Consider the following 18,902-nt stretch of genomic DNA (forward strand, 5'->3'; position numbering starts at 1 on the left):
TCATGCGTCCGCTACAGGCCTCTGTCATCCGGAATTCGATTTTGCGGCGACTCCTCGTCTGTTGCCTTCTGTGGTTGGCCGCCGCCCAGTTGCCTGTGGGGGCGGCCGAATTGCCAGCCCCTTTCTTGCTGACCGTGCAAAGCCAAGTGCACCTACAGCGCGCGCCCTCGACGATTTCCCAGGATGACTGGGCTTGGCTGCGCGAAAAGCGCGATTTGATCCTGGGTGTCGTCGACCGAGATCAGGCGCCGTTCGACCTTCTATACCGGGATGGCAGCTACAAGGGAATCACAGCGGACGTGAGCTCGCTGGTGGCGCAATTTCTGGGTTTGCAGATCCGGTTGGTGGCGTTTCCGGATAAGGATGCCGCACTCAGGGCGTTGGCGGACAAGAAGATCGACGTGATCGGCAGCGCACGTGCCTCTGAAGCTCAGGCTGACCTGCTGTCCAGCGCACCCTATGTCACCGACAAGATCGCGCTGTTTCGACGCACCAGCGATACCCGGGAGTTCGCGCCGGACTTGCATGGCCTGACCGTTGCCGTTGCAGATAAAGCGATTGCTGCGGCCGCGGCCAAACAGTATCCCGAGGCCAAGATCGTGACGTACGAAACCGCCGACCAGGCCATGGCGGCGTTGGGATTCGGCCATAGCGATGCCTACCTGGAAGGGGTGCTGACGGCCTACTACCGTATCAATGGTTCCTTCTATGGCTATGTCGTGTTCGATCGCTTCGCGGACATGTCGATCCATTACCGCTACGTGTTCAATCCTGGCAACGAGCGGCTGCGGGGTGTTGTCGATGAGGCTATCGCTGCCATCGGCGGCGCGTTGCCCGAAATCGCCCGCAGCTGGGTGGGCAGCGGTTTCATCCCCGACAGCAAGAATGTCGCTTTTACACCGGACGAGCTTCGCTGGATCGCGGCGCATCCCCGCTTGCGGCTGGTGATCAACGACGATCTGGCGCCGGTCGCATTCTTCAACGACAACGGCCACTTTGGGGGATTGGCGTCGGATTTGCTGGAAATGGTGTCCTTCCAGACTGGCTTGAAATTTGACGTCGTCAGCCGTCGTGGCAGTTTTCCCGATCAAATCGATCTGATCGAAGAGGGCGGTGCCGATATCGGCATCATGACTGCCACCGACCAACGGGAAAAGACACTACGCTTCACCAAGCCCATTGCCAATGATCCCCTGGTGTTGGTCATGAAGCGCGGTGCGGGTGGGGCAGAAGCCGCCGAGAACCCGCGCCGCATTGCCATCGCCGATGGCCATGTTGCCACGGCGCTGCTTAGCGCCCACTATCCCCACTCCGAGATTACCTACGTCGATTCCTCGCTGGACGCGCTGAACATGGTCAACGCCGGTGACGCCGACGCGGGCATCATGTCCTTGCCGTCGGCGCGCTACTACAGCAACCGCTTGTTCGGCGACGGCCTGGCCATCAGCGACATGCTGGACGTCGTGCCGATCGGCATCAGCTTTGCCGTGCGCCGTAGCGACGCGGAGTTGCAGTCGATTCTGGACAAGACGCTTGCCGTTCTGACGCCCTATCAGTTCAGTGCGTTCACCAACCGCTGGAAGGCAATACCCGGCATGGCGGGCGAGACCTGGCGTGACTACGCAACGATCATCGTCAAAGTCGTGGTGGCGGCGGCAGTACTCTTGCTGATCGCGTTGGCCTGGGCCATGTCACTGCGTCGGACTGTCCGCGTCAAGGTCCAAGCCAAGCAGTTGCTGAAAGACCAGCTCCAGTTTGTCAGGACGTTGATCGACAGCATGCCGCCGCCTATCTACGTGCGTGATACGAAAGGTCGCATGCTGGCCTGTAATCGCAGCTATCTGGACAGCGTTGGGTTGAGCGCCGAGGATGTCATGGGCAGGACGGCGACAGATTTGCCCAGCGGCACGTTTGAAGCCGCCGAGTACTTTCATACCAGCTATCTGCAAGCCATGCGGACTGGCGAAAGCATCACGGGTGTGCACAACGTCCGGCTCCATGGCAACGAGATCTGGATGGAGCACTGGATACAACCATTTCAGGACTACGCGGGTGTCAATAGCGGGGTCATTTGCGGATGGATCGATATCACTGCTCACCGCAACCTGATCCAGGAACTTGAAACCGCGAAGGACGAGGCGCTGGCGGCAAGTCGCGCCAAGACGACCTTCCTGGCCACCATGAGCCACGAAATTCGCACGCCGATGAGCGCCATCATCGGCACATTGGAACTTGCGCTGAAGCGGGCCGACACGCAACCCATCGACCGCCAGAGCGTCCAGATCGCCTATGCCTCGGCACAAAGCCTGCTTTTGCTGATCGGAGACATCCTGGATATCGTGCGCATTGAATCTGGACGCCTTAGCTTGTTCCCGGTGCGTGCGAACCTTCGGGAGCAAGTCGAATCCGCGGCCCGGATATTTGACGGACTGGCGCGGCAGAAAGGCTTGAACCTCATGCTGGAGATTGATGCCGAGGCTCAAACGGACGTGCTGATGGACGCACTGCGCTTCAAGCAGATCTTGTCCAATCTGATCGGCAATGCCATCAATCACACCGAGACGGGGTTTGTCAGGATCCGAGTGCAAGTCGTGGAGGCGGAACCATCGGTCTTGCAGGTGAGTGTCTCCGTCGAAGATTCGGGCATCGGCATCTCCAATGAAGATCAGCAACGCCTTTTCCGGCCGTTCGTCCAGGTTCAAGGCGGCAGCCAGGCCGCAAGAGGGACCGGGCTGGGCTTGGTCATCAGCCGCTCTCTGTGCGAAATGATGGGTGGGCGCCTGACGTTATCAAGTGTGCTGGGGCGTGGCACCACGGTCACGGCGGACTTGCGGGTACAGAAGCTGGAGACGGTGGCGTTGAGTTCCAAGCCTGTGGCCATTCGGACTCAGGCCGAACGGAAATTGCGGGTTCTGGTGGTGGACGATCATTCCGTCAATCGCCTGATCCTGATGCAGCAGTTGGGATTCCTGGGCCACGATGTAGAAGAGGCTCCGGATGGCGCGTCTGCGCTGCGATTGTTCGAGGCAGGCGCTTTCGACGTCATCTTTACGGATTGCCGCATGCCAGGCATGAGCGGGGCCGAATTGGCCAGCGCCATCCGGCAAGCCGAACACCTGAGCGGCGTCGCCCGGAGCCTTATCATTGGCATTACGGCTGACGCTCAGCCGGAGGAAATCGAACGCTGCGTGCAAGCCGGCATGGACGAATGCCTGGTCAAGCCGGTGGGGTTGGATGCGCTGGCCGCGCGTTTGGTTGATATCGCACCGCAGGCGAACGACGCGCCGCCGGCAGATGCCAGTACGGCCTTGTTCGACTTAGTGCCGTTGCAGGAAGTCACGGGTGGCGATGTCGATCGTCAAGGGCGCTTGCTGAACGAATTGATACGGGTAAACCGTGAAGATGCCCAGCGTTTGGTGGACTACGCCAAGAACGGCGATGTATCACAGATTGCGGAAATCGCGCATCGCATCAAGGGTGCCGCAAACATGGTCAGGGCGGAAGCGGTGGTGCAGGCCTGCTCAGCAGTGGAACAGGCTTGCGCTGTTGGGCCGAACGGCGGAACCTCTCTGGCATCTGCCGTCGAAGGTTTGCGATTGGCCTTGCAGCAACTGGAGCGGGCACTCGTCCAACTGCGTGATCGTCCGTAAAGGCGGCGATCCCGCAGCTCAGTCATAGCTGAAGGCGAATGTCACGGTGGCATTTGTGTCACCCAGGCCGATTTTTCGATCTTTCAACGCATCGGGCTCGCCCTTCAGAAAGGCCATGAACGTAAGGTCGTTGTTGCCGACGACGAGCTTGCCGACCTGGGTGGCCTTGTGCAACGGCAATGAACGATGATCCGCAGTCTCCAGCCCGATCGCCACGCCAGTCGCGCCTCCGCCATCCAGTTGCAGGAAGCCTGGCAGTGGCAGGCTTTCAGTACCCATGAACGTGACTTTGATGTTGGTCCAGCCTTCCGCGATATTGCAGTTTTGCAGATGCACCGTAATAGGCCGGCTGATGCTGCGGCCGGTAGAGTACATATCCTTAACGGGGACACTCAGGAAATGCAGTTCGCGTTGTGCGCTGCCTGGCGCCAACGAGCAGGGTTCGGCCACCAGGCGACCTTTGAAGTGCATGTTGTTGTTTCCCGTGGCTTGGGCTGCCGCGGATCCGGAAAACAGAAAAGTGCTTGCCGCGAGGGCGGCCACGTGGAGGGTGGTCCTTGCAAGGATATGCATTGAGGCTCCTAGTAGAGTTCGGCAACCAACAATGCCCAAGCCTCGAATTCGGCCTGAGGCAATCTCGCTCCACTTTTCCTGACAGGTACCGCTTCCAGCTGTGGGCGCTGCGTCCGGTCGTTCATTTGAAGCCGCTGCGTCTCATTGAGAATGAACGGTTTGTTATTCAGCAGAATCCGGATGCCCAGATCAGGGATGGAGGTCTGCACGGCAGCGGGGTCGAACGACGTCTCGGTGGCCACCAGCGTCAACTTGATGCGCCAAGGCGGTTCGTTGGGGCATTCGATATCGTAGGAAATGGGCTGGCGGTACTGCTCGCCATCGATCTTTTCGATGGAGATGTTGGTGTTGAAAGTGACGTTGATGCGACCGCCTTGGTCGGTCACCACACATGCCGGGGCTTGAAGCATTCCGGTGAAACGCATGTTCTCGGCAGCTCCGATCGGCTGGGAAAAGTTGCCCAGAACGATGAGAAGCGCGATACGACCAATACGGCGCAGAGGGTTGATCATGTTCATCGGTAATCCACCACAAGAGTCGCGCCGACGCTGAATTCTCCCGCTTTGATGCTGCCTTCAGTGGCCTTGACCAGTACCGCCTTCAGATCTGGTGGCGTGGTGGAGGTGAAGTTGAACCATTGGTCCACGGCAAGATTGCTTGTGCCGTTTTTCAGGGAAATGGCAATATTTGGCTGAGCCGGAATGCCCAGCAATCCATTGCCAAATTCTGCAATCCTGCCGGTCACCCGCATTCGCAAGGCATTCGTATGTGAACGGCTACAGTCCAGGTCGTATTGAATATTCTGGATCTTGTAGGCGCCGTCAATCCGCGAGGTAAGCACGGTGCCGAAAGCCACCTCGATCATGTTGCTCTGTTTGCCCTTGACGGTGCAGGGGATGGCGGCATAGATGAATCCGGTGACCTCGACCAGGGTGTTGGCCTGCGCCACGAAGGCCGGCGCAAGAGCGATGAGCTGGCCGGCCAATTGCAAAGAGAGTGTCTTCCCGCGGGCAGGCTTAGTCATAAGTCAGGAATAAATTGATATAGGCGTGGAAAATGCCGGGTTGCAGCGGAGCGGATGTCCGTTCTGGCGTGACGTAGTAGGTCAGGATTGCGTCTCCGGGCGCCACGAACCAGGCGCGCGAATGCACGTCTAATGCGATGGGGTGGTGCTGGGAGTCGGTCAGTCGCAGGCCGAAGCCGCGTGCTCCGCGCACACCGACGAGTTCGGGGGTGTCCGGATCGGCGTCTGCCCGGAACGTGATACCCACCACGGGTTCGACATCGCTCCAAGCCATCTCGCCGCCGTTCGCTTCACGTCGGCCGCCACGGGTGCGGATGCAGCCGCGCAACGTCAGCTGCACCGCCACGGGCGTGCCTTGGTCTCCCGGGCGCACAAGGTTGGCGGTGGCGATTTCCCCCAGCCTGACCTCTTGGTATGCCGAGCTCATATCCAGATGGCATGCGCTTTCCAGTAGCGATCCCGTCACATGAAAGATGGCATTGAAATCGTCGGCGCTGCTGAATTCCGCAGCATGCGCCGCGCCGTACAGTGTGCTGGCGCCGCATAGCAGGATGGCGCACAAGCGGGCGCGGAAGATCTGTCGGCGATTTCGGTCTATGGTCATGGGGGATTGCCTCGCAACGTGAAGGATTCGTGCAACGCCCAGGGCACTATTTGCCGATGGGGGTGGCGGTGCAGTCCGATCCGGTGCAGTGAAATTCCAGTTTGGGCCGGCCGCCGTAGTCGTTGATGTAAGTCAGCACGGGCTTGTTACCCAGGCTGTTTGCTCCTACATTCAGCGGCGCTTGTGAGTGCGGCGCGATCATCAACGGTTCGAAGTTTGCGATGGATTCTCCATTGGCGCTGCTAGCCGCGTCGACGAGGGTGACGTAGTAGGCAGTGGGGTTGTCCACGGTGTATTGGTCACCCTGGCGCTTCAAGCGGATTTGTTCCTGCCAAGGCGGCGTCGACGAACCGGACGCAATCGCCAGGGCTTCGGGGCGGTAAAAGAGCTTGACCCGGGTTTGCAGCGCAATCTGCAAGGTATTGGCTTTGTCGCTGCGCGGTGGAACTTCGCGCAGGTTGAAGTAGAAGAGAGATTCTCGGTCTTGTGGCAATTGCTGTGCGTCGGGCAACGCCTGGATCTTTACCTGGCTATTGCCGTTGGGTTCAAGCCGTTGAAGAGGCGGGAGGACAATCAATGGGGACGTGATTTTCTCGTCCTTGTCGTTCTCTATCCAGGCTTGCGCCAGGTAGGGCAGTTGATCGTTCTGATTGCTGATGTTCAGGCTGACGGATCGGTCCTGGCCGGGGTACACGATTCGGGTCCGGTCCAGTGAGATGGCGGCTACAGCGGTCTGCGATGCAAACAAGCAGAATACGGACGTTAAAGCGAGTTTTCTAAAAATCAGGGGCATCATGGTATTGAGGGATCTTGAGGATTGGATATAGGGACAAGGGGCTGTGGCACGCCGAGCACTACGGGGTCGGCCGACAGAGGAATTCAGTGCGTGGCTCGGCGCCTTCGGCCAATTCAGGAATCACGAAGGTGCACGGGGGGTGGGATCCCCATTTCAGGGTCATGACTTCGCCGGACTTCATGCCACTCAGGTAAACGGATCCGTCGTCGCTGACGATGCCGGTGGCCTGCTTGCGGCGATTGCGTACCGTGACGCCGAATGGCGGCGACGATCCATCGACAAGGCGGATCGTCACCATGGCTTTGTCGCCAGAGATCAAATCCAGCGTGCGATAGCCAATGGCGCCTTCAGTCAGCGTTGCCTGCACCACCGACTGGGTGGCCTCGATGTTGTCCGCCAAGCTGTCGAGGTCGATGCTGGCTTGATTGCGGTAGTAGCTGTTGATATCGGTGATCACCGCCGTGCCAAGCGCGTTTGATTTGGTGATGCCGCCATTGCCGCGCACGGGGACGCCACTTACGCCATCGGTGTCGATCATCAAGCGCGTGCCGCCATTGCTGGCCGTCCGGTGTAGCGCGGCACCTTGGGCGGTGAGAGTCATGCCGCCCTGCATGGACAGGCTTCCAGAACTGTAAGAGCCGGACTCATGGCTGACGCTAGCCACGACGCGGGACATCGAGCCTTCGTGTGTAAGGTAGCCACTGGCGGAACCGCCGCTATTGCCGGCGCCCGCGCTGATCATGTAATTGTTGCGGTCATCCAGGCGGTCGTAGTAGCTCACGTTATGCGTGTTGTTGCTACGGTCCAAGGATGCGCTATAGCTGATGGATGCGCTGTTGCCCAACGGAATACTCAACGATAGATAAGCGCCGCGGTCAGTGGAGCCATTGGCCTGAGTCTGATATCCGGTGACTGACAGGCTCAGGTTTTTCAGGCTGCCCAAGTCGAAGTAGCGCGAAGCCGACAGGCTGTAGCGGTCGCTCGACCCGCTGTTCCAGTAGGTTTGGTGGTTGTAGTTGGCGTAGAGGCTGGTGTTGGCGTTGCGGAACTGTTTGCTGACGGTGGCCGTATACATGGCTTTGCTCTGGTTCGCCGGCCTGCCGCTCTGACGCACGTCGAGGAACTCGTTCATGTTCATGAAGTCACGCTGCGAGAACCGATAACCCGCAAAGGTGACCTGGCTGTCGTATTCCTCGAAACGCTTCGAGTAGCTTGCGCGGTAGGATTTGCCGGACAGGATTTGACGGCCGGCCAACACCGCGCGGGATTGCGTCACGTCCACGGACAGGGCGCCGAAGGCCATCAAGTCTCGGCCCACCCCGACAGCCATTGCCGCATAGTCCTTGGCTCCAAGGGCTCCCCCGTAGAGAGACCAGCCGTTGCTGACCCCCCAGGAGAACTCGCCGGAGCCGAAGGCCGGCCCGTTCATGCGGTGGTTCCACCCGGAAGGCTTGCCAGCCGCGAACTGGAACCGCACCGAGCCCGGACGGGTCAGGTAGGGAATGTTGGCGGTGTCGACCTGAAACTGCTGAATGCTGCCGTCTTGTTCTTCCACGCGCACGTCCAGTTTGCCGCTGACCGCGTCGTTCAGGTCCTGGATGCGAAAAGGGCCCGGCGGCACTTGCGTGTCGTACAGCACGCGACCCTGTTGCCGGATGACGACGCGCGCATTGGTGCGGGCCACTCCCGATATTTCGGGAGCATAGCCGCGCAGGTTCGGCGGCAACATGCTGTCGTTGCTTGCCAGGCTGGCGCCGGTGTAGCGGAAACTGCCGAACATATTGGAGTCCAGATAGTCTTCGCCCACGATCAGGGTCGAACGCCATGCGGGAAGCGCCCGCATGGCATAGAAGCGGCTCCAGTCGAAACGCTGTTGACGCTGCTGCCCCGTGGTGCGTTGAGCTTGTGCCTGCCAATCCGCGCGCAGGCGCCAGGCACCCAGGTTCATGCCCAGCGTGCCGTTGCCGCTCAGGTTGGTGCTGTTGCCTTCGCCATGCGCACGGCGGGTTGACAGGGCATTCAGGTTGTAGTCCAGCAATACGCCGGGAATTCCCTCGTCCCATCGGGACGGTGGATCCCAGTTGGATGCGGTGTATTCAAGTTCCGCCTGGGGGATGACCACGTACAGGCCGGAAGAACCGAGATCCGTGCGTACCGTCATGCCGGGAATGCTGTCCGTGTTCAAGCATTGGCCTTCGTTCCACCAGGTCACTTGTCTGGCGGTGCTTGTCTTCAGTCCAAGTTTGGTCACGACGTCGGCAGGCAGGCAGGGCACGCTGCCTTTGGGATCATCTTCGGGAGGCAGGAAGGCGATGTCGTTATCGGTCAACTGATGCTGGTTGACGTGGAGCATGAGGCCGTAGGTGCCGGGCATGATGTAGTTCGCCCGGGAAAATACGCTCAGGTCCATGTTCTCGCGATCTTTGATGTCCAAGACGTCCGTATTGAACTCAAGTTCCTCGGCGGCATCTGCCGTGCAAGCAACCAGCAATAGAACCGCAATGTTCAACAGGCTTCGGCGATTCACGAGAACAACATCCTTTAGTTTCCCAATAGTGATTCGGCCGGTCAGAAGTAATTCATCCGGAGCCGAATGGTGATTTGGTAATCGCCCGCTTGAAGCGCCGCCCCTGTGCCTGTCAGACGCAGCGCATAGTTCAGTGCCAGGTCGCCGGAGGACGGCAGAAGTTCGTGCATCGGAACGCCCGGCATCACCGGATTCCCGCGGCTGTCCTTGATGCGTATCGCAATGCCTTTGGCGGATCCTCTGGCCAGGAACATCTGACTGTCGCCGGCACCCTCGAAGATCAACGTGAATGCATTGCTGCCGGTGGTGACAGAGGTGGAGTTGCTGCCTGGGCTGCAATTGACGAGTTGAAGTGTGAATGGCTGCTGGATGGTGGCTTCGCCGCTCACCAACCCGCTGATTGGCGCGGGCACCATGCTGATGGTCTGATCCTTGGTTTCCACCTGGATCGAACACGCCCCGTTTACGATGGCGCCGCTCATGTTTACTTTTCCTTCCAGCGCCTGTGCGTTGGCCGGATCCACGGCACCAGTCACGTGCGCTATCAGCAGAAGCAGCAGGCCAGAGCGCGAAGCGGTCTTGAACCGATGCATCAGATATCTCCCCGATGGCGCCCGGAGCGCGCAGTGGTCGCGCGCTCCGGACATGTCTATCCGCGGGGGGATTTACTGATAGGCAAGCGTGAAGGTCGCGGACGTGGAGAATTCGCCCGGGGTGATGTTGGCGCCCTTGTCACCGTCCATGTCACCCTTCAAATAGGCTTGGAATTCCAGCACGTTGTCGATGTTGACCAACTTGGTGGCCGGCGATGCGGTATTCAGCTTGATCAGATTGCCGCGGGCATCGGCGATGGCCAGGCTTGCGCCATCGGCAACGCCGCCCGTGAACTTCAGCAGATCGGGCTGTGCAACGGAGGGTTGGCCAACGAACGTTGCGGTGACGTTCTTCTTGGTATCAGTCAGGTCGCAGCCGGTCAGCTTGATTTGGAATGCCTTGGGGTTGGACTTTCCGCCATTCTTCAGCGCAGAGTTCGAGATCTTGTCCAGCTGGACGGTTTGCGTCGCCGATTCCGAGGTGATGGAGCAAGGTGCGTCGACGATCGATCCCTTGAAGGTGATCTCACCATCCCTGTCGGCGGCAAAGCTTGCCGAGGAGGCGGCGCCGAGCGTGATCGTTGCGAGGAGCAGGGCCAGTTTGTTCAGTTTCATCACGATGTCCTAGTTGGAGGTTATAGGCTTCGGGCATAGCGATCATTTGGCGACGAATTGATGCGCTGAATTGCTGGCATATTCGTCGTTTAATTAGCGCTGTCTTGAAGCTGAAAGCAGTGTAGGAATCGTGGTGCAACGCGAAAATAGGATACGGAGTAGTGATTTGTAGGAAAATTCCTAATCAACCTCAAAGTTGTATTGAAGCCTCCTAGTAAGGCAGAAAACGATGGAATACTGCGATTCGCCGCTTCTCGTCTCCGCGGAGAAGCGGCCTGCGTCTAAAATTGCAAGTCCCCATGCTTGGCGCTGGCAGGCTGAAGTCGGTGTGCAGCGACGGATGCTTACTTAATTACAGGAAGTGCGGTTGCGTGCCATGAACACAATCCTGATCGTTGACGATCATCCCCTCGTGCGGCTGGCGGTACGCATGCTGCTTGAGACCAACGGCTTCAATGTTGTAGGCGAAGTCGGCAATGGCATCGAAGCGGTGCAGGCTTTCCGCGACCTTTCCCCGGATGTGGTGATACTGGACATTGGCATTCCCAAACTGGACGGTCTGAGCGTGATTTCGCGGATGCTCGCCATCAATCCCGCGACCAACGTGTTGGTGCTGACCTCACAGTCGTCTGAAGCGTTCTGCCATCGCTGCATGCAGGCGGGGGCCAAGGGCTTTATCAGCAAGGACGAAGACCTGAACAAGCTGGTCAGCGCCATCAAGGCCGTGATGGCCGGCTATAGCGTGTTTCCGTCAATGTCGGTAGCGTCCGAGCATGGGCGGTTGCCGGAACCTGACATGATCAAGCGCTTGTCCGACCGCGAGATGATGGTGCTGCAATACCTGGCGCAGGGCCAGTCGAACAAGGAAATCGGTGAAACGCTGTTGATCAGCAATAAGACCGTCAGCACGTACAAGACGCGGTTGCTGCAAAAATTGGGAATGGCGTCGGTGGTGGAGCTTGCTGAATTCGCCAAGCGCAATCTGCTGCTGGGCGTGCCGGACGCGGACGACGCCTGAGGCCGTCGCGCCCGGTCCCGCTGGTTTAGTACGGGCCCTTGCCGGCAGCCACCGGCTTCACGTCCTTGAACTCGCCCGCCAGCTTTTCCGCCGCCCGTGCCAGCAGCACGGCATCGACGCCCACGGCGACGAAGGTCGCGCCCAGCGACAGGTAATGCTTGGCCTGCGCGACGCCGCTGTGCAGGATGCCGGCGGCCTTGCCTGAGCGCACGATGCGGGCGATGGCGTCATCGATGGTCTTCAGGACTTCCGGATGCTCGGGCTGGCCCAGATAGCCCATGCTGGCGGACAAGTCCGCGGGGCCGATGAAGGCGCCATCCACGCCATCCACCGCCAGGATCTCGTCCAGTGCTTCGATGCCGCGTGGCGTTTCAATCTGCACCAGCACACACATCTGGTCGTTGGCGCGCTCCAGATAGTTGGGGATACGGTTCCAGCGCGAGGAGCGCGCCAACGCGCTGCCCACGCCCCGGATGCCGGCAGGAGGGTAGCGCACCGCGGCTACGGCGGCGGCGGCTTCTTCGGCGGACTGGATCATGGGCACCAGCAGGCTTTGCGCACCCGTGTCCAGGATCTGCTTGATTTGCACCGGATCATTCCAGGCCGGGCGCACGACGGGCGCCACGGGGTAGGCGGCTACCGATTGCAATTGCGACAGCGTGGTCTGCAAGGTATTGGGGGCGTGTTCGCCATCGATCAGCAGCCAGTCGAATCCGGCCCCCGCGACGATTTCCGAGGTATAGGCGCTGGCCAATCCGGCCCACAGGCCGATCTGGGGCTGACGGTTGCGCAAGGCTTGCTTGAAGGTATTGGTAAGGATGTCCATGGACTGCATGCCGTGTTAGATGAAATGACAGTTGACGGAACCCAGCGCGCCGTAATCAACATTGAACGTGTCGCCGGGCCGGGCAGCCACCGGACGGGTGAATGAGCCCGACAGGATGACTTCTCCGGCTTCCAGCGCCACGTCATGGGCGGCCAGCTTGTTAGCCAGCCATACTACGCCATTGGCAGGGTGATTCAAGACGCCCGCGGCCACGCCGGTTTCCTCGATGACGGCATTGCGCGACAGGATGGCGCCGATCCAGCGCAGGTCCATGTCGCCCATCTTCACGGGTCTTCCGCCCATCACCACGCCGGCATTGGCGGCGTTGTCGGCGATGGTGTCGAACACCTTGCGCGGCCGCTTGGTATCGGGGTCGAGCCCGTGGGATCGCGCGTCGATGATTTCCAGCGCGGGGATCACGTAGTCGACGGCGTCGTACACCTGGAACAGCGTGACGTTCGGGCCTTGCAGGCGCTTGCCCAGCACGAAGGCCAGTTCGACTTCCAGGCGCGGCAGGATGAAGCGGCTGGCGGGGATGTTGCCGCCGTCCTCGAAGAACATGTCATCCAGCAGCATGCCGAAATCGGGCTCTTCGATCTGCGAGGCTTGCTGCATGGCGCGGGAGGTCAGCCCGATCTTGTGACCGCGCTTCACGCGGCCTTCCGCCAGTTTGATGTCCATCCACGCGCGCTGGATGGCGTAGGCATCGGCAATGTTGATGTCGGGGTGGTCCAGCGAGATCTGGCGGATTTGCGTGCGCGTGCGTTCGGCGTCGTGCAGGCGTGCGGCAATGGCGTGCACGGTTTGGGAATCTAGCATGGGAAACATCCAAAAATGAGGATCACGAGGGAAAGGGGGCGAGCGTGTTGATCAGCCGTCCGACGCCTTCGATTTCGGTCACGACTTCGTCGCCGGGCATCACGTTGACGATGCCGTCGGGCGTGCCGGTCAGGATCAGGTCGCCGGGCGACAGCGTCATGAAGCTGCTGAAGTATTCGATCAGGGCGGGCACGTCGAACACCATGTCTCGCGTGTTGCCGCGTTGAGTCTCTATGCCGTTGACGGTGGTGCGCAGATTCAGGTTCATCGGGTCGGGCACGTCGTCGCGGTCTACCAGCCAGGGGCCCAGCGGTGTGCAGGTATCGCGGCTTTTCACACGCAGGTTGGGGCGATACCAGTTTTCCAGGTAGTCGCGCAGCGCGTAGTCGTTGGCGACCGTGTAGCCCGCGACGTAGTCGTACGCCTGACCGCGCTTGACGCGGCTGGCGGTCTTGCCAATCACGACTGCAAGCTCGCATTCATAGTGCATGAAGGCGACGTCCGCCGGGCGCAGGGTGCGGGCACGGTGTCCGACGAATGTATTGGCCGCCTTCAAGAAGCCCAGAGGCTCTTCAGGCGCCTTGAAGGCGAGTTCCTTGGCGTGGTCCGCGTAATTGATGGCCAGCGTGAAGGTGGTGCGGGGTTCGATGGGCGGTAGCCAGGTCACGGCCTCTTCGGCCAGGACGCGGCCGTCGGCCAGGCGGACCAGGCCTGGCGACGCCTCGGTGGCGGCATGAATGGCGCCCTGGTAGGCGATGCGTGCATGTTTCATGGCGGCGTCCTCAAACGGTGGCGGCGGCCAGCGGGTTGCCCAGCGTGCCAACCTGCGAGATGTGGATGTCGTAGCGCTGTCCGGCGCGCGCGCGTGGCGCGCCATGCGGAGCGCCAACCAGCAGAAGGTCGCCGGCCTCGAAACTCATGAATTGCGTCACGTCGGCGATCAGCCGCGCAACGGGACGGATCAGGTCGGCCGTGCTGGCGCGCTGCGCCAAGACGCCGTCCACATGGACTTCGATATCCAGCGCGTCGGGGTTGAGGACGGAAGCGGTCGGCACCAGATCGCGGCCAATCGGACAGAAGCCGTCACGGCATTTCTGCTTGAGCGCGGGGCGGAAGTAGCTGGCATGCGGCACCGACAAGTCGGCCACCACGCGATAGCCCGCCACATGGTCCAGCGCCTCGGCCTCCGTGACCCGTGAGGCGCGGCGCGAGAACTCCACGGCCAGGCAGGCGCCGATCTCTATTTCGTCCACGTCGGCCGGCAACGTGATGGTGTCGCCATCTTGTGCGTAGGTGTTGGCGGGTTTGATGTAGAGCACAGGGGCGTGCGGCGCGGCCTTGTAGGGCGGGGCGTTTACGGCGTCGCCCAAGGCCTCCAGCGATTGGCGCGTGTTCAGCGCGGCACCCACCACGGTGCGAGGCAGCGCCATCTCCGTGGCGCTCTTGGCGGCGCGGGCGGCCAAGTAGTCGCGGTAGTTGTTCAGTTTGTAGTTCAGCACCGGGTCGGCTTCTTCGATCTGTAGCGAAATGCCTAGCGGGCCTGCGTCCATGTGCGATGCAAGCGCCGTGGTCAGGGCCTGGAACACCCGCTCGCCCAGCGCCGATTTCTGGGCATCGCTGCGTCCATGGCCGATGCGAAGCACGACATGGACAAAGGCATTGTCGGGATGCCCGTCGACAATCAGGCAGTCGTCCACGCGCAGTGCGCGCGTACGGGCGCCGGCCAGCGGAAACAGGCTGCCGTCACCCACGGCGGCGTCCTGCACGGTGCGCATCAACGTGCGCGTGTCCAGGTCCAGGTTGCCGGAATACTCAATCCAGATATGAGGCATGTCGACGGTCTCGGCACATTGTTAGCATGTTAATTATCATAGTGAAAATGGCCTGCCGCAGCAATGCGGAGCAGGCCCTGGGCCATAAGGGCGGGATCGGGGTTTCCCGACATTGACAGCAGCGCGCCGCAAGCATAATGTTAACGTGTTAATTAAATTGATGGCGATCATGACCATCGTGGCCATGGACGAGGAGCCGCACGTGAGCATCAAGCATTGGATCAACGGCAAGCAGGTCGACAGCCCCGACCGCTTTGTCACCTATAACCCGGCCACTGGCGAAGCCATTGCCGAGGTCGCCGCAGGCGGGCAGGCTGAGATCGATGCCGCCGTTTCCGCCGCGGCGGACGCCTTTCCCAAATGGGCCAATACGCCTGCCAAGGAGCGCGCCCGCCTGATGCGGCGCTTGGGCGAATTGATCGACCAGAACGTGCCGCAACTGGCCGATCTGGAAACCCAGGATACGGGTCTACCGATTTCGCAGACTCGCAAGCAATTGATCCCACGCGCCTCGGAGAATTTCAATTTCTTCGCCGAGGTGTGCACGCGCATGAACGGCCACACGTATCCGGTGGACGACCAGATGCTGAACTACACGCTGTATCAGCCGGTGGGCGTGTGCGCGTTGGTGTCACCCTGGAACGTGCCGTTCATGACGGCTACCTGGAAAACGGCGCCTTGCCTGGCGCTGGGTAATACCGCCGTGCTGAAGATGTCTGAACTATCACCGTTGACGGCCGATCAATTGGGCATGCTGGCGCGCGAAGCCGGCATTCCCGCTGGCGTGCTGAACGTGGTGCAGGGATACGGCGCCACCGCGGGCGATGCGCTGGTGCGCCATCCCGGCGTGCGCGCGATCTCGTTCACGGGGGGCACCGTGACGGGCAAGAAGATTCTGTCCAGTGCCGGCGGCATCAAGAAGTTCTCCATGGAATTGGGCGGCAAGTCGCCCGTCCTGATTTTTGATGACGCGGACGTCGAGCGCGCGCTGGATGCGGCGTTGTTCACCATCTTTTCGCTGAACGGCGAACGTTGCACGGCGGGCTCGCGCATCTTCGTCCAACAGAGCATCTACGACGACTTCGTGCGTCAATTCGCCGCGCGCGCCGAGCGCTTGGCGGTGGGCGACCCGGGCGATGAGAAAACCCATGTGGGTGCGATGATCACGCGCCAGCATTGGGAAAAGGTGACGGGCTACATTCAATTGGCCGAACAGGAAGGTGCCCGCATCCTGGCGGGTGGCGCCGGCCGGCCTGCGGGTTTGCCTGCGCATTTGGCGGGTGGCAATTTCGTGCGTCCAACCGTGTTGGCTGATGTGGACAACCGCATGCGCTGTGCCCAGGAAGAGATTTTCGGGCCGGTGGCCTGCCTGATCCCGTTCAAGGACGAGGCCGAGGGCCTGGCCTTGGCCAACGACGTGAAGTACGGGTTGGCGTCCTACATCTGGACCCGCGATATCGGGCGAGCCCACCGCCTGGCGCGCGGCATCGAAGCGGGCATGGTGTTCATCAACAGCCAGAACGTGCGCGACCTGCGCCAGCCGTTTGGCGGCACGAAAGAATCGGGCACGGGACGCGAAGGCGGCGAATACAGCTATGAAGTATTCGCCGAGATCAAGAACGTGTGCGTGTCCCTGGGCAGTCACCATATCCCGAAATGGGGCGTATAAGTCCTAGGAACAAGGAGACAAGCATCATGGGTAAGCTCGCGCTGGCGGCCAAGGTGACACACGTGCCGTCCATGTATCTGTCGGAACTTCCCGGCAAGCACCACGGCTGCCGCGAAGCAGCCATTCAAGGGCACCGCGTGATCGGCCAGCGTTGCCGTGATCTGGATGTGGACACGATCGTCGTGCTGGATGTGCATTGGCTGGTCAACGCGGGCTATCACGTGAACGCCAATGCGCGCTTCAAGGGCTGCTACACCAGCAATGAGCTGCCGCATTTCATCAAGGACATGGACTACGCCTACCGTGGCAATCCAGAACTGGGGCGGCGTATCGCCGAATGCGCCACGGCGGCCGGCGTCGGCACGCGGTCGCACGAAATAGACAGCCTGGAACTGGAGTACGGCACGCTGGTGCCGATGCGCTACATGAACGGCGACGGCCGCTTCAACGTGGTGTCGGTGGCCGCGTGGTGCGCGTGGCACGGGTTGGATGAGAGCCGGCGCTTTGGCGCGGCGTTGCGTCAGGCCATCGAGGCCAGCGACAGCCGTGTCGCCGTGCTGGCCAGCGGATCGCTGTCGCACCGCTTCAACGACAACGGCAGCCCGGAAGCCGCCATGCACCGGATCAGCCGCGAGTTCTATCGTCAGGTGGATTTGCGCGTGGTTGAGCTATGGCGCCAGGGAGACTGGAAGACGTTCTGCGCGATGCTGCCCGAATACGCCGAGCTTTGCGTGGGCGAGGGTGGCATGCACGACACCGCCATGCTGCTGGGACTGCTGGGATGGGATGGCTACGACCAGCCGGTGGAGATCGTCACCGATTACTTCACCAGTTCCGGCACGGGACAGATCAATGCGATCTTCCCGGTGCCAGCCTGAGATCAGGCGTCGCTGGATTCGCGCGACGCTGGCACGTCGCGCTTGATCAGATCGACCATGGCGTCGACATCGCGATATAGGCGGTCCAGCAATTCCTTGCCGATCTTGCCTTCGATCTCTTGATACTTCGCATCCACCTGCGGGCGCATGCGGTCAATCAACTTGTTGCTTTTGGGAGTCAGCGATATTTCCTGGCGCCGCTGGTCGGCGCTGGAACGCACGCGCTTGATCAGGCCTTGCTCTTCCATGCCGGCCAGCATGCGGGTCAGGCTGGGGCTGAGGATCTGGCAACTGCGCGCGATCTGGTTGGGTTCCATCGAGCCCACTTCGCTCAAGGTGCGCAGCACCCGCCATTGTTGTTCGGTGACGCCGGCCGCGTGCAACACGGGGCGGAAATGCGCCATCAGGGTTTCGCGCGCGTAAAGCAGCAGGTGGGGAAGATTGCGGTGGTGGAAGCTCGGACTCATGGCGGCTATGTTAGCAAGAAGCCGTCCAGATTCTGACCAATATTTGCATGCGTCGCACTTGCGACACGGCCATCGATGCCGCCTCTTTTGAGCGGGACCGATGGCCGTAGAGGGGGACAGGTCAGGCCGGGTTTTGCTGGGCCAGTTCTTGCAGATCGTCGGGCAGGGTCAAGTCGGGTGCGCCTTGCTGCAATTCGCGCAGCGCCTGCACGGCCTCGTCTTGCTGATCGTCCTGGACCAGCGAGCGGATGTGGGCGACGCGCGCCTCGATGTCCTGCTCACTGAACGCCACGACTTCCGTGGTTGCCGCGTCGCCTTGCTGAGCCGTTTCGGCGGTTGCCGGGGCGGCTGCTTCCGAGGTGGCGGGGGCGGCTGGCGGCTGGCTGGAGGCTGCGTCGTTCTGGGGGGCCACGACACGCTGGGTGACGGCCGGCGAGGCTGGCTTGTCCGTCAATGCCTCGGTCAGCGCGGTGGGCGCGGGCGAGCGCTCGGCGCTGGTGCCAACTTCGTGGGGGGCGACCAGTTGCGCGTTCAGGTCTTGCATGTCGGCGCTTTCGCGCATGTCGGTCCAGGCGAACAGTCCGGCCACCATGGCGGCGCAAGCGGCCGCGGCCCAGCCGGGGTGCCAGCTGTGACCAGGGTGCCAGCTGCGGCGTACCGCTGCGTCCAGTTCGGGACTGGTCCCGGGTCTGGGCTTACGGTACAAGGCGCGCAGATCCCGTTCATCGTCTTCATCGAAAGGGGGGCGATAGGTAATGCTCATGCGCGTACTCCTCGCGCATACGCCCGGTGGCAGGACGTATCCGCGTTTGACCTTTGCTTTGCACCGCGCCGGTGGTCCGGCGGTCTCGTCTGGGCTGGGGTCTTGTTCCGGTTTATGCGGCCTTGGCAAAGACCGCAGGGCGATTGCGCCGCGATTCCCGTTGCTGCGCCCGACAAGGGCGTTCGGCGCCGGGTATGCCGCCCTGAACGGGCGGTTCGACAATGCGCTGCACCCGTCGATTATGCGCG

General features: G+C 61.2%; 18 protein-coding genes. 4 read left to right on the forward strand and 14 right to left on the reverse strand.

What is annotated here, in order from left to right; translation table 11 throughout:
- Positions 1 to 110: 110 nt before the first annotated feature.
- Positions 111 to 3,650: an ATP-binding protein gene (locus tag HV753_RS10085; protein ID WP_217481455.1), complete on the forward strand. Its 3,540-nt coding sequence runs from the start codon at positions 111 to 113 to the stop codon at positions 3,648 to 3,650.
- Between the two features lie 18 nt (positions 3,651 to 3,668).
- Here the strand turns inward: HV753_RS10085 and HV753_RS10090 are convergent, their stop codons facing one another.
- The 8 genes from HV753_RS10090 to HV753_RS10125 all read right to left on the reverse strand — a co-directional run bounded on the left by HV753_RS10090 (position 3,669) and on the right by HV753_RS10125 (position 10,382).
- Positions 3,669 to 4,223, reverse strand: a complete 555-nt coding sequence (locus tag HV753_RS10090; protein WP_175174312.1) for a fimbrial protein — start codon at positions 4,221 to 4,223, stop codon at positions 3,669 to 3,671.
- An 8-nt stretch (positions 4,224 to 4,231) separates the two neighbouring features.
- On the reverse strand, positions 4,232 to 4,741 hold the full coding sequence (locus tag HV753_RS10095; RefSeq protein ID WP_175174313.1) for a fimbrial protein: 510 nt from the start codon (positions 4,739 to 4,741) through the stop codon (positions 4,232 to 4,234).
- Positions 4,738 to 5,247: a fimbrial protein gene (locus tag HV753_RS10100; RefSeq protein WP_175174314.1), complete on the reverse strand. Its 510-nt coding sequence runs from the start codon at positions 5,245 to 5,247 to the stop codon at positions 4,738 to 4,740. Before HV753_RS10100 ends, HV753_RS10095 begins: the two co-directional genes overlap by 4 nt.
- Positions 5,240 to 5,851, reverse strand: coding sequence for a fimbrial protein (locus tag HV753_RS10105; RefSeq protein ID WP_175174315.1), 612 nt, complete (start codon positions 5,849 to 5,851; stop codon positions 5,240 to 5,242). Before HV753_RS10105 ends, HV753_RS10100 begins: the two co-directional genes overlap by 8 nt.
- Positions 5,852 to 5,897: 46 nt before the next feature.
- Positions 5,898 to 6,647, reverse strand: coding sequence for a fimbria/pilus periplasmic chaperone (locus HV753_RS10110; RefSeq protein ID WP_246288217.1), 750 nt, complete (start codon positions 6,645 to 6,647; stop codon positions 5,898 to 5,900).
- 58 nt (positions 6,648 to 6,705) lie between these two features.
- A complete protein-coding gene (locus HV753_RS10115; RefSeq protein ID WP_175174316.1) occupies positions 6,706 to 9,174 on the reverse strand; it encodes an outer membrane usher protein in 2,469 nt (822 codons plus the stop codon).
- A gap of 41 nt (positions 9,175 to 9,215) precedes the next feature.
- Positions 9,216 to 9,767, reverse strand: coding sequence for a fimbrial protein (locus HV753_RS10120; protein WP_175174317.1), 552 nt, complete (start codon positions 9,765 to 9,767; stop codon positions 9,216 to 9,218).
- 72 nt (positions 9,768 to 9,839) lie between these two features.
- Complete coding sequence (locus HV753_RS10125) at positions 9,840 to 10,382, reverse strand: fimbrial protein (protein WP_175174318.1); 543 nt, start codon at positions 10,380 to 10,382, stop codon at positions 9,840 to 9,842.
- Positions 10,383 to 10,758: 376 nt separating this feature from the next.
- On the opposite strand from HV753_RS10125, the gene HV753_RS10130 reads away from it, so the two are divergent.
- Positions 10,759 to 11,400 (forward strand): response regulator transcription factor, encoded by a 642-nt coding sequence (locus tag HV753_RS10130; RefSeq protein WP_175174319.1) that lies wholly within the window; start codon positions 10,759 to 10,761, stop codon positions 11,398 to 11,400.
- A 25-nt stretch (positions 11,401 to 11,425) separates the two neighbouring features.
- Here HV753_RS10130 and hpaI read toward each other — a convergent pair whose 3' ends face one another.
- From hpaI to HV753_RS10150, 4 genes are read right to left on the reverse strand one after another with little or no spacing between them, the layout of a single operon-like run.
- Positions 11,426 to 12,226, reverse strand: a complete 801-nt coding sequence (hpaI, locus tag HV753_RS10135; protein WP_175174320.1) for a 4-hydroxy-2-oxoheptanedioate aldolase — start codon at positions 12,224 to 12,226, stop codon at positions 11,426 to 11,428.
- A gap of 15 nt (positions 12,227 to 12,241) precedes the next feature.
- Positions 12,242 to 13,045: a 2-oxo-hept-4-ene-1,7-dioate hydratase gene (gene hpaH / locus HV753_RS10140; RefSeq protein WP_175174321.1), complete on the reverse strand. Its 804-nt coding sequence runs from the start codon at positions 13,043 to 13,045 to the stop codon at positions 12,242 to 12,244.
- 22 nt (positions 13,046 to 13,067) lie between these two features.
- Entirely contained in the window at positions 13,068 to 13,817 is a 750-nt protein-coding gene (locus tag HV753_RS10145; RefSeq protein ID WP_175174322.1) for a fumarylacetoacetate hydrolase family protein, read from the reverse strand.
- A gap of 10 nt (positions 13,818 to 13,827) precedes the next feature.
- Complete coding sequence (locus HV753_RS10150) at positions 13,828 to 14,877, reverse strand: fumarylacetoacetate hydrolase family protein (protein ID WP_175174323.1); 1,050 nt, start codon at positions 14,875 to 14,877, stop codon at positions 13,828 to 13,830.
- A 202-nt stretch (positions 14,878 to 15,079) separates the two neighbouring features.
- On the opposite strand from HV753_RS10150, the gene hpaE reads away from it, so the two are divergent.
- Together hpaE and hpaD are read left to right on the forward strand one after the other, a co-directional pair.
- Positions 15,080 to 16,546, forward strand: a complete 1,467-nt coding sequence (hpaE, locus tag HV753_RS10155; protein ID WP_175174654.1) for a 5-carboxymethyl-2-hydroxymuconate semialdehyde dehydrogenase — start codon at positions 15,080 to 15,082, stop codon at positions 16,544 to 16,546.
- A gap of 26 nt (positions 16,547 to 16,572) precedes the next feature.
- Positions 16,573 to 17,424: a 3,4-dihydroxyphenylacetate 2,3-dioxygenase gene (gene hpaD / locus HV753_RS10160; protein WP_175174324.1), complete on the forward strand. Its 852-nt coding sequence runs from the start codon at positions 16,573 to 16,575 to the stop codon at positions 17,422 to 17,424.
- 2 nt (positions 17,425 to 17,426) lie between these two features.
- Here hpaD and hpaR read toward each other — a convergent pair whose 3' ends face one another.
- Together hpaR and HV753_RS10170 are read right to left on the reverse strand one after the other, a co-directional pair.
- Entirely contained in the window at positions 17,427 to 17,891 is a 465-nt protein-coding gene (gene hpaR, locus HV753_RS10165; protein WP_175174325.1) for a homoprotocatechuate degradation operon regulator HpaR, read from the reverse strand.
- 121 nt (positions 17,892 to 18,012) lie between these two features.
- Positions 18,013 to 18,654, reverse strand: a complete 642-nt coding sequence (locus HV753_RS10170; protein WP_175174326.1) for a hypothetical protein — start codon at positions 18,652 to 18,654, stop codon at positions 18,013 to 18,015.
- Between the last annotated feature and the right edge of the window lie 248 nt (positions 18,655 to 18,902).

The sequence above is a fragment of the Achromobacter pestifer genome, from assembly GCF_902859625.1.
GTDB lineage: Bacteria > Pseudomonadota > Gammaproteobacteria > Burkholderiales > Burkholderiaceae_B > Achromobacter > Achromobacter pestifer.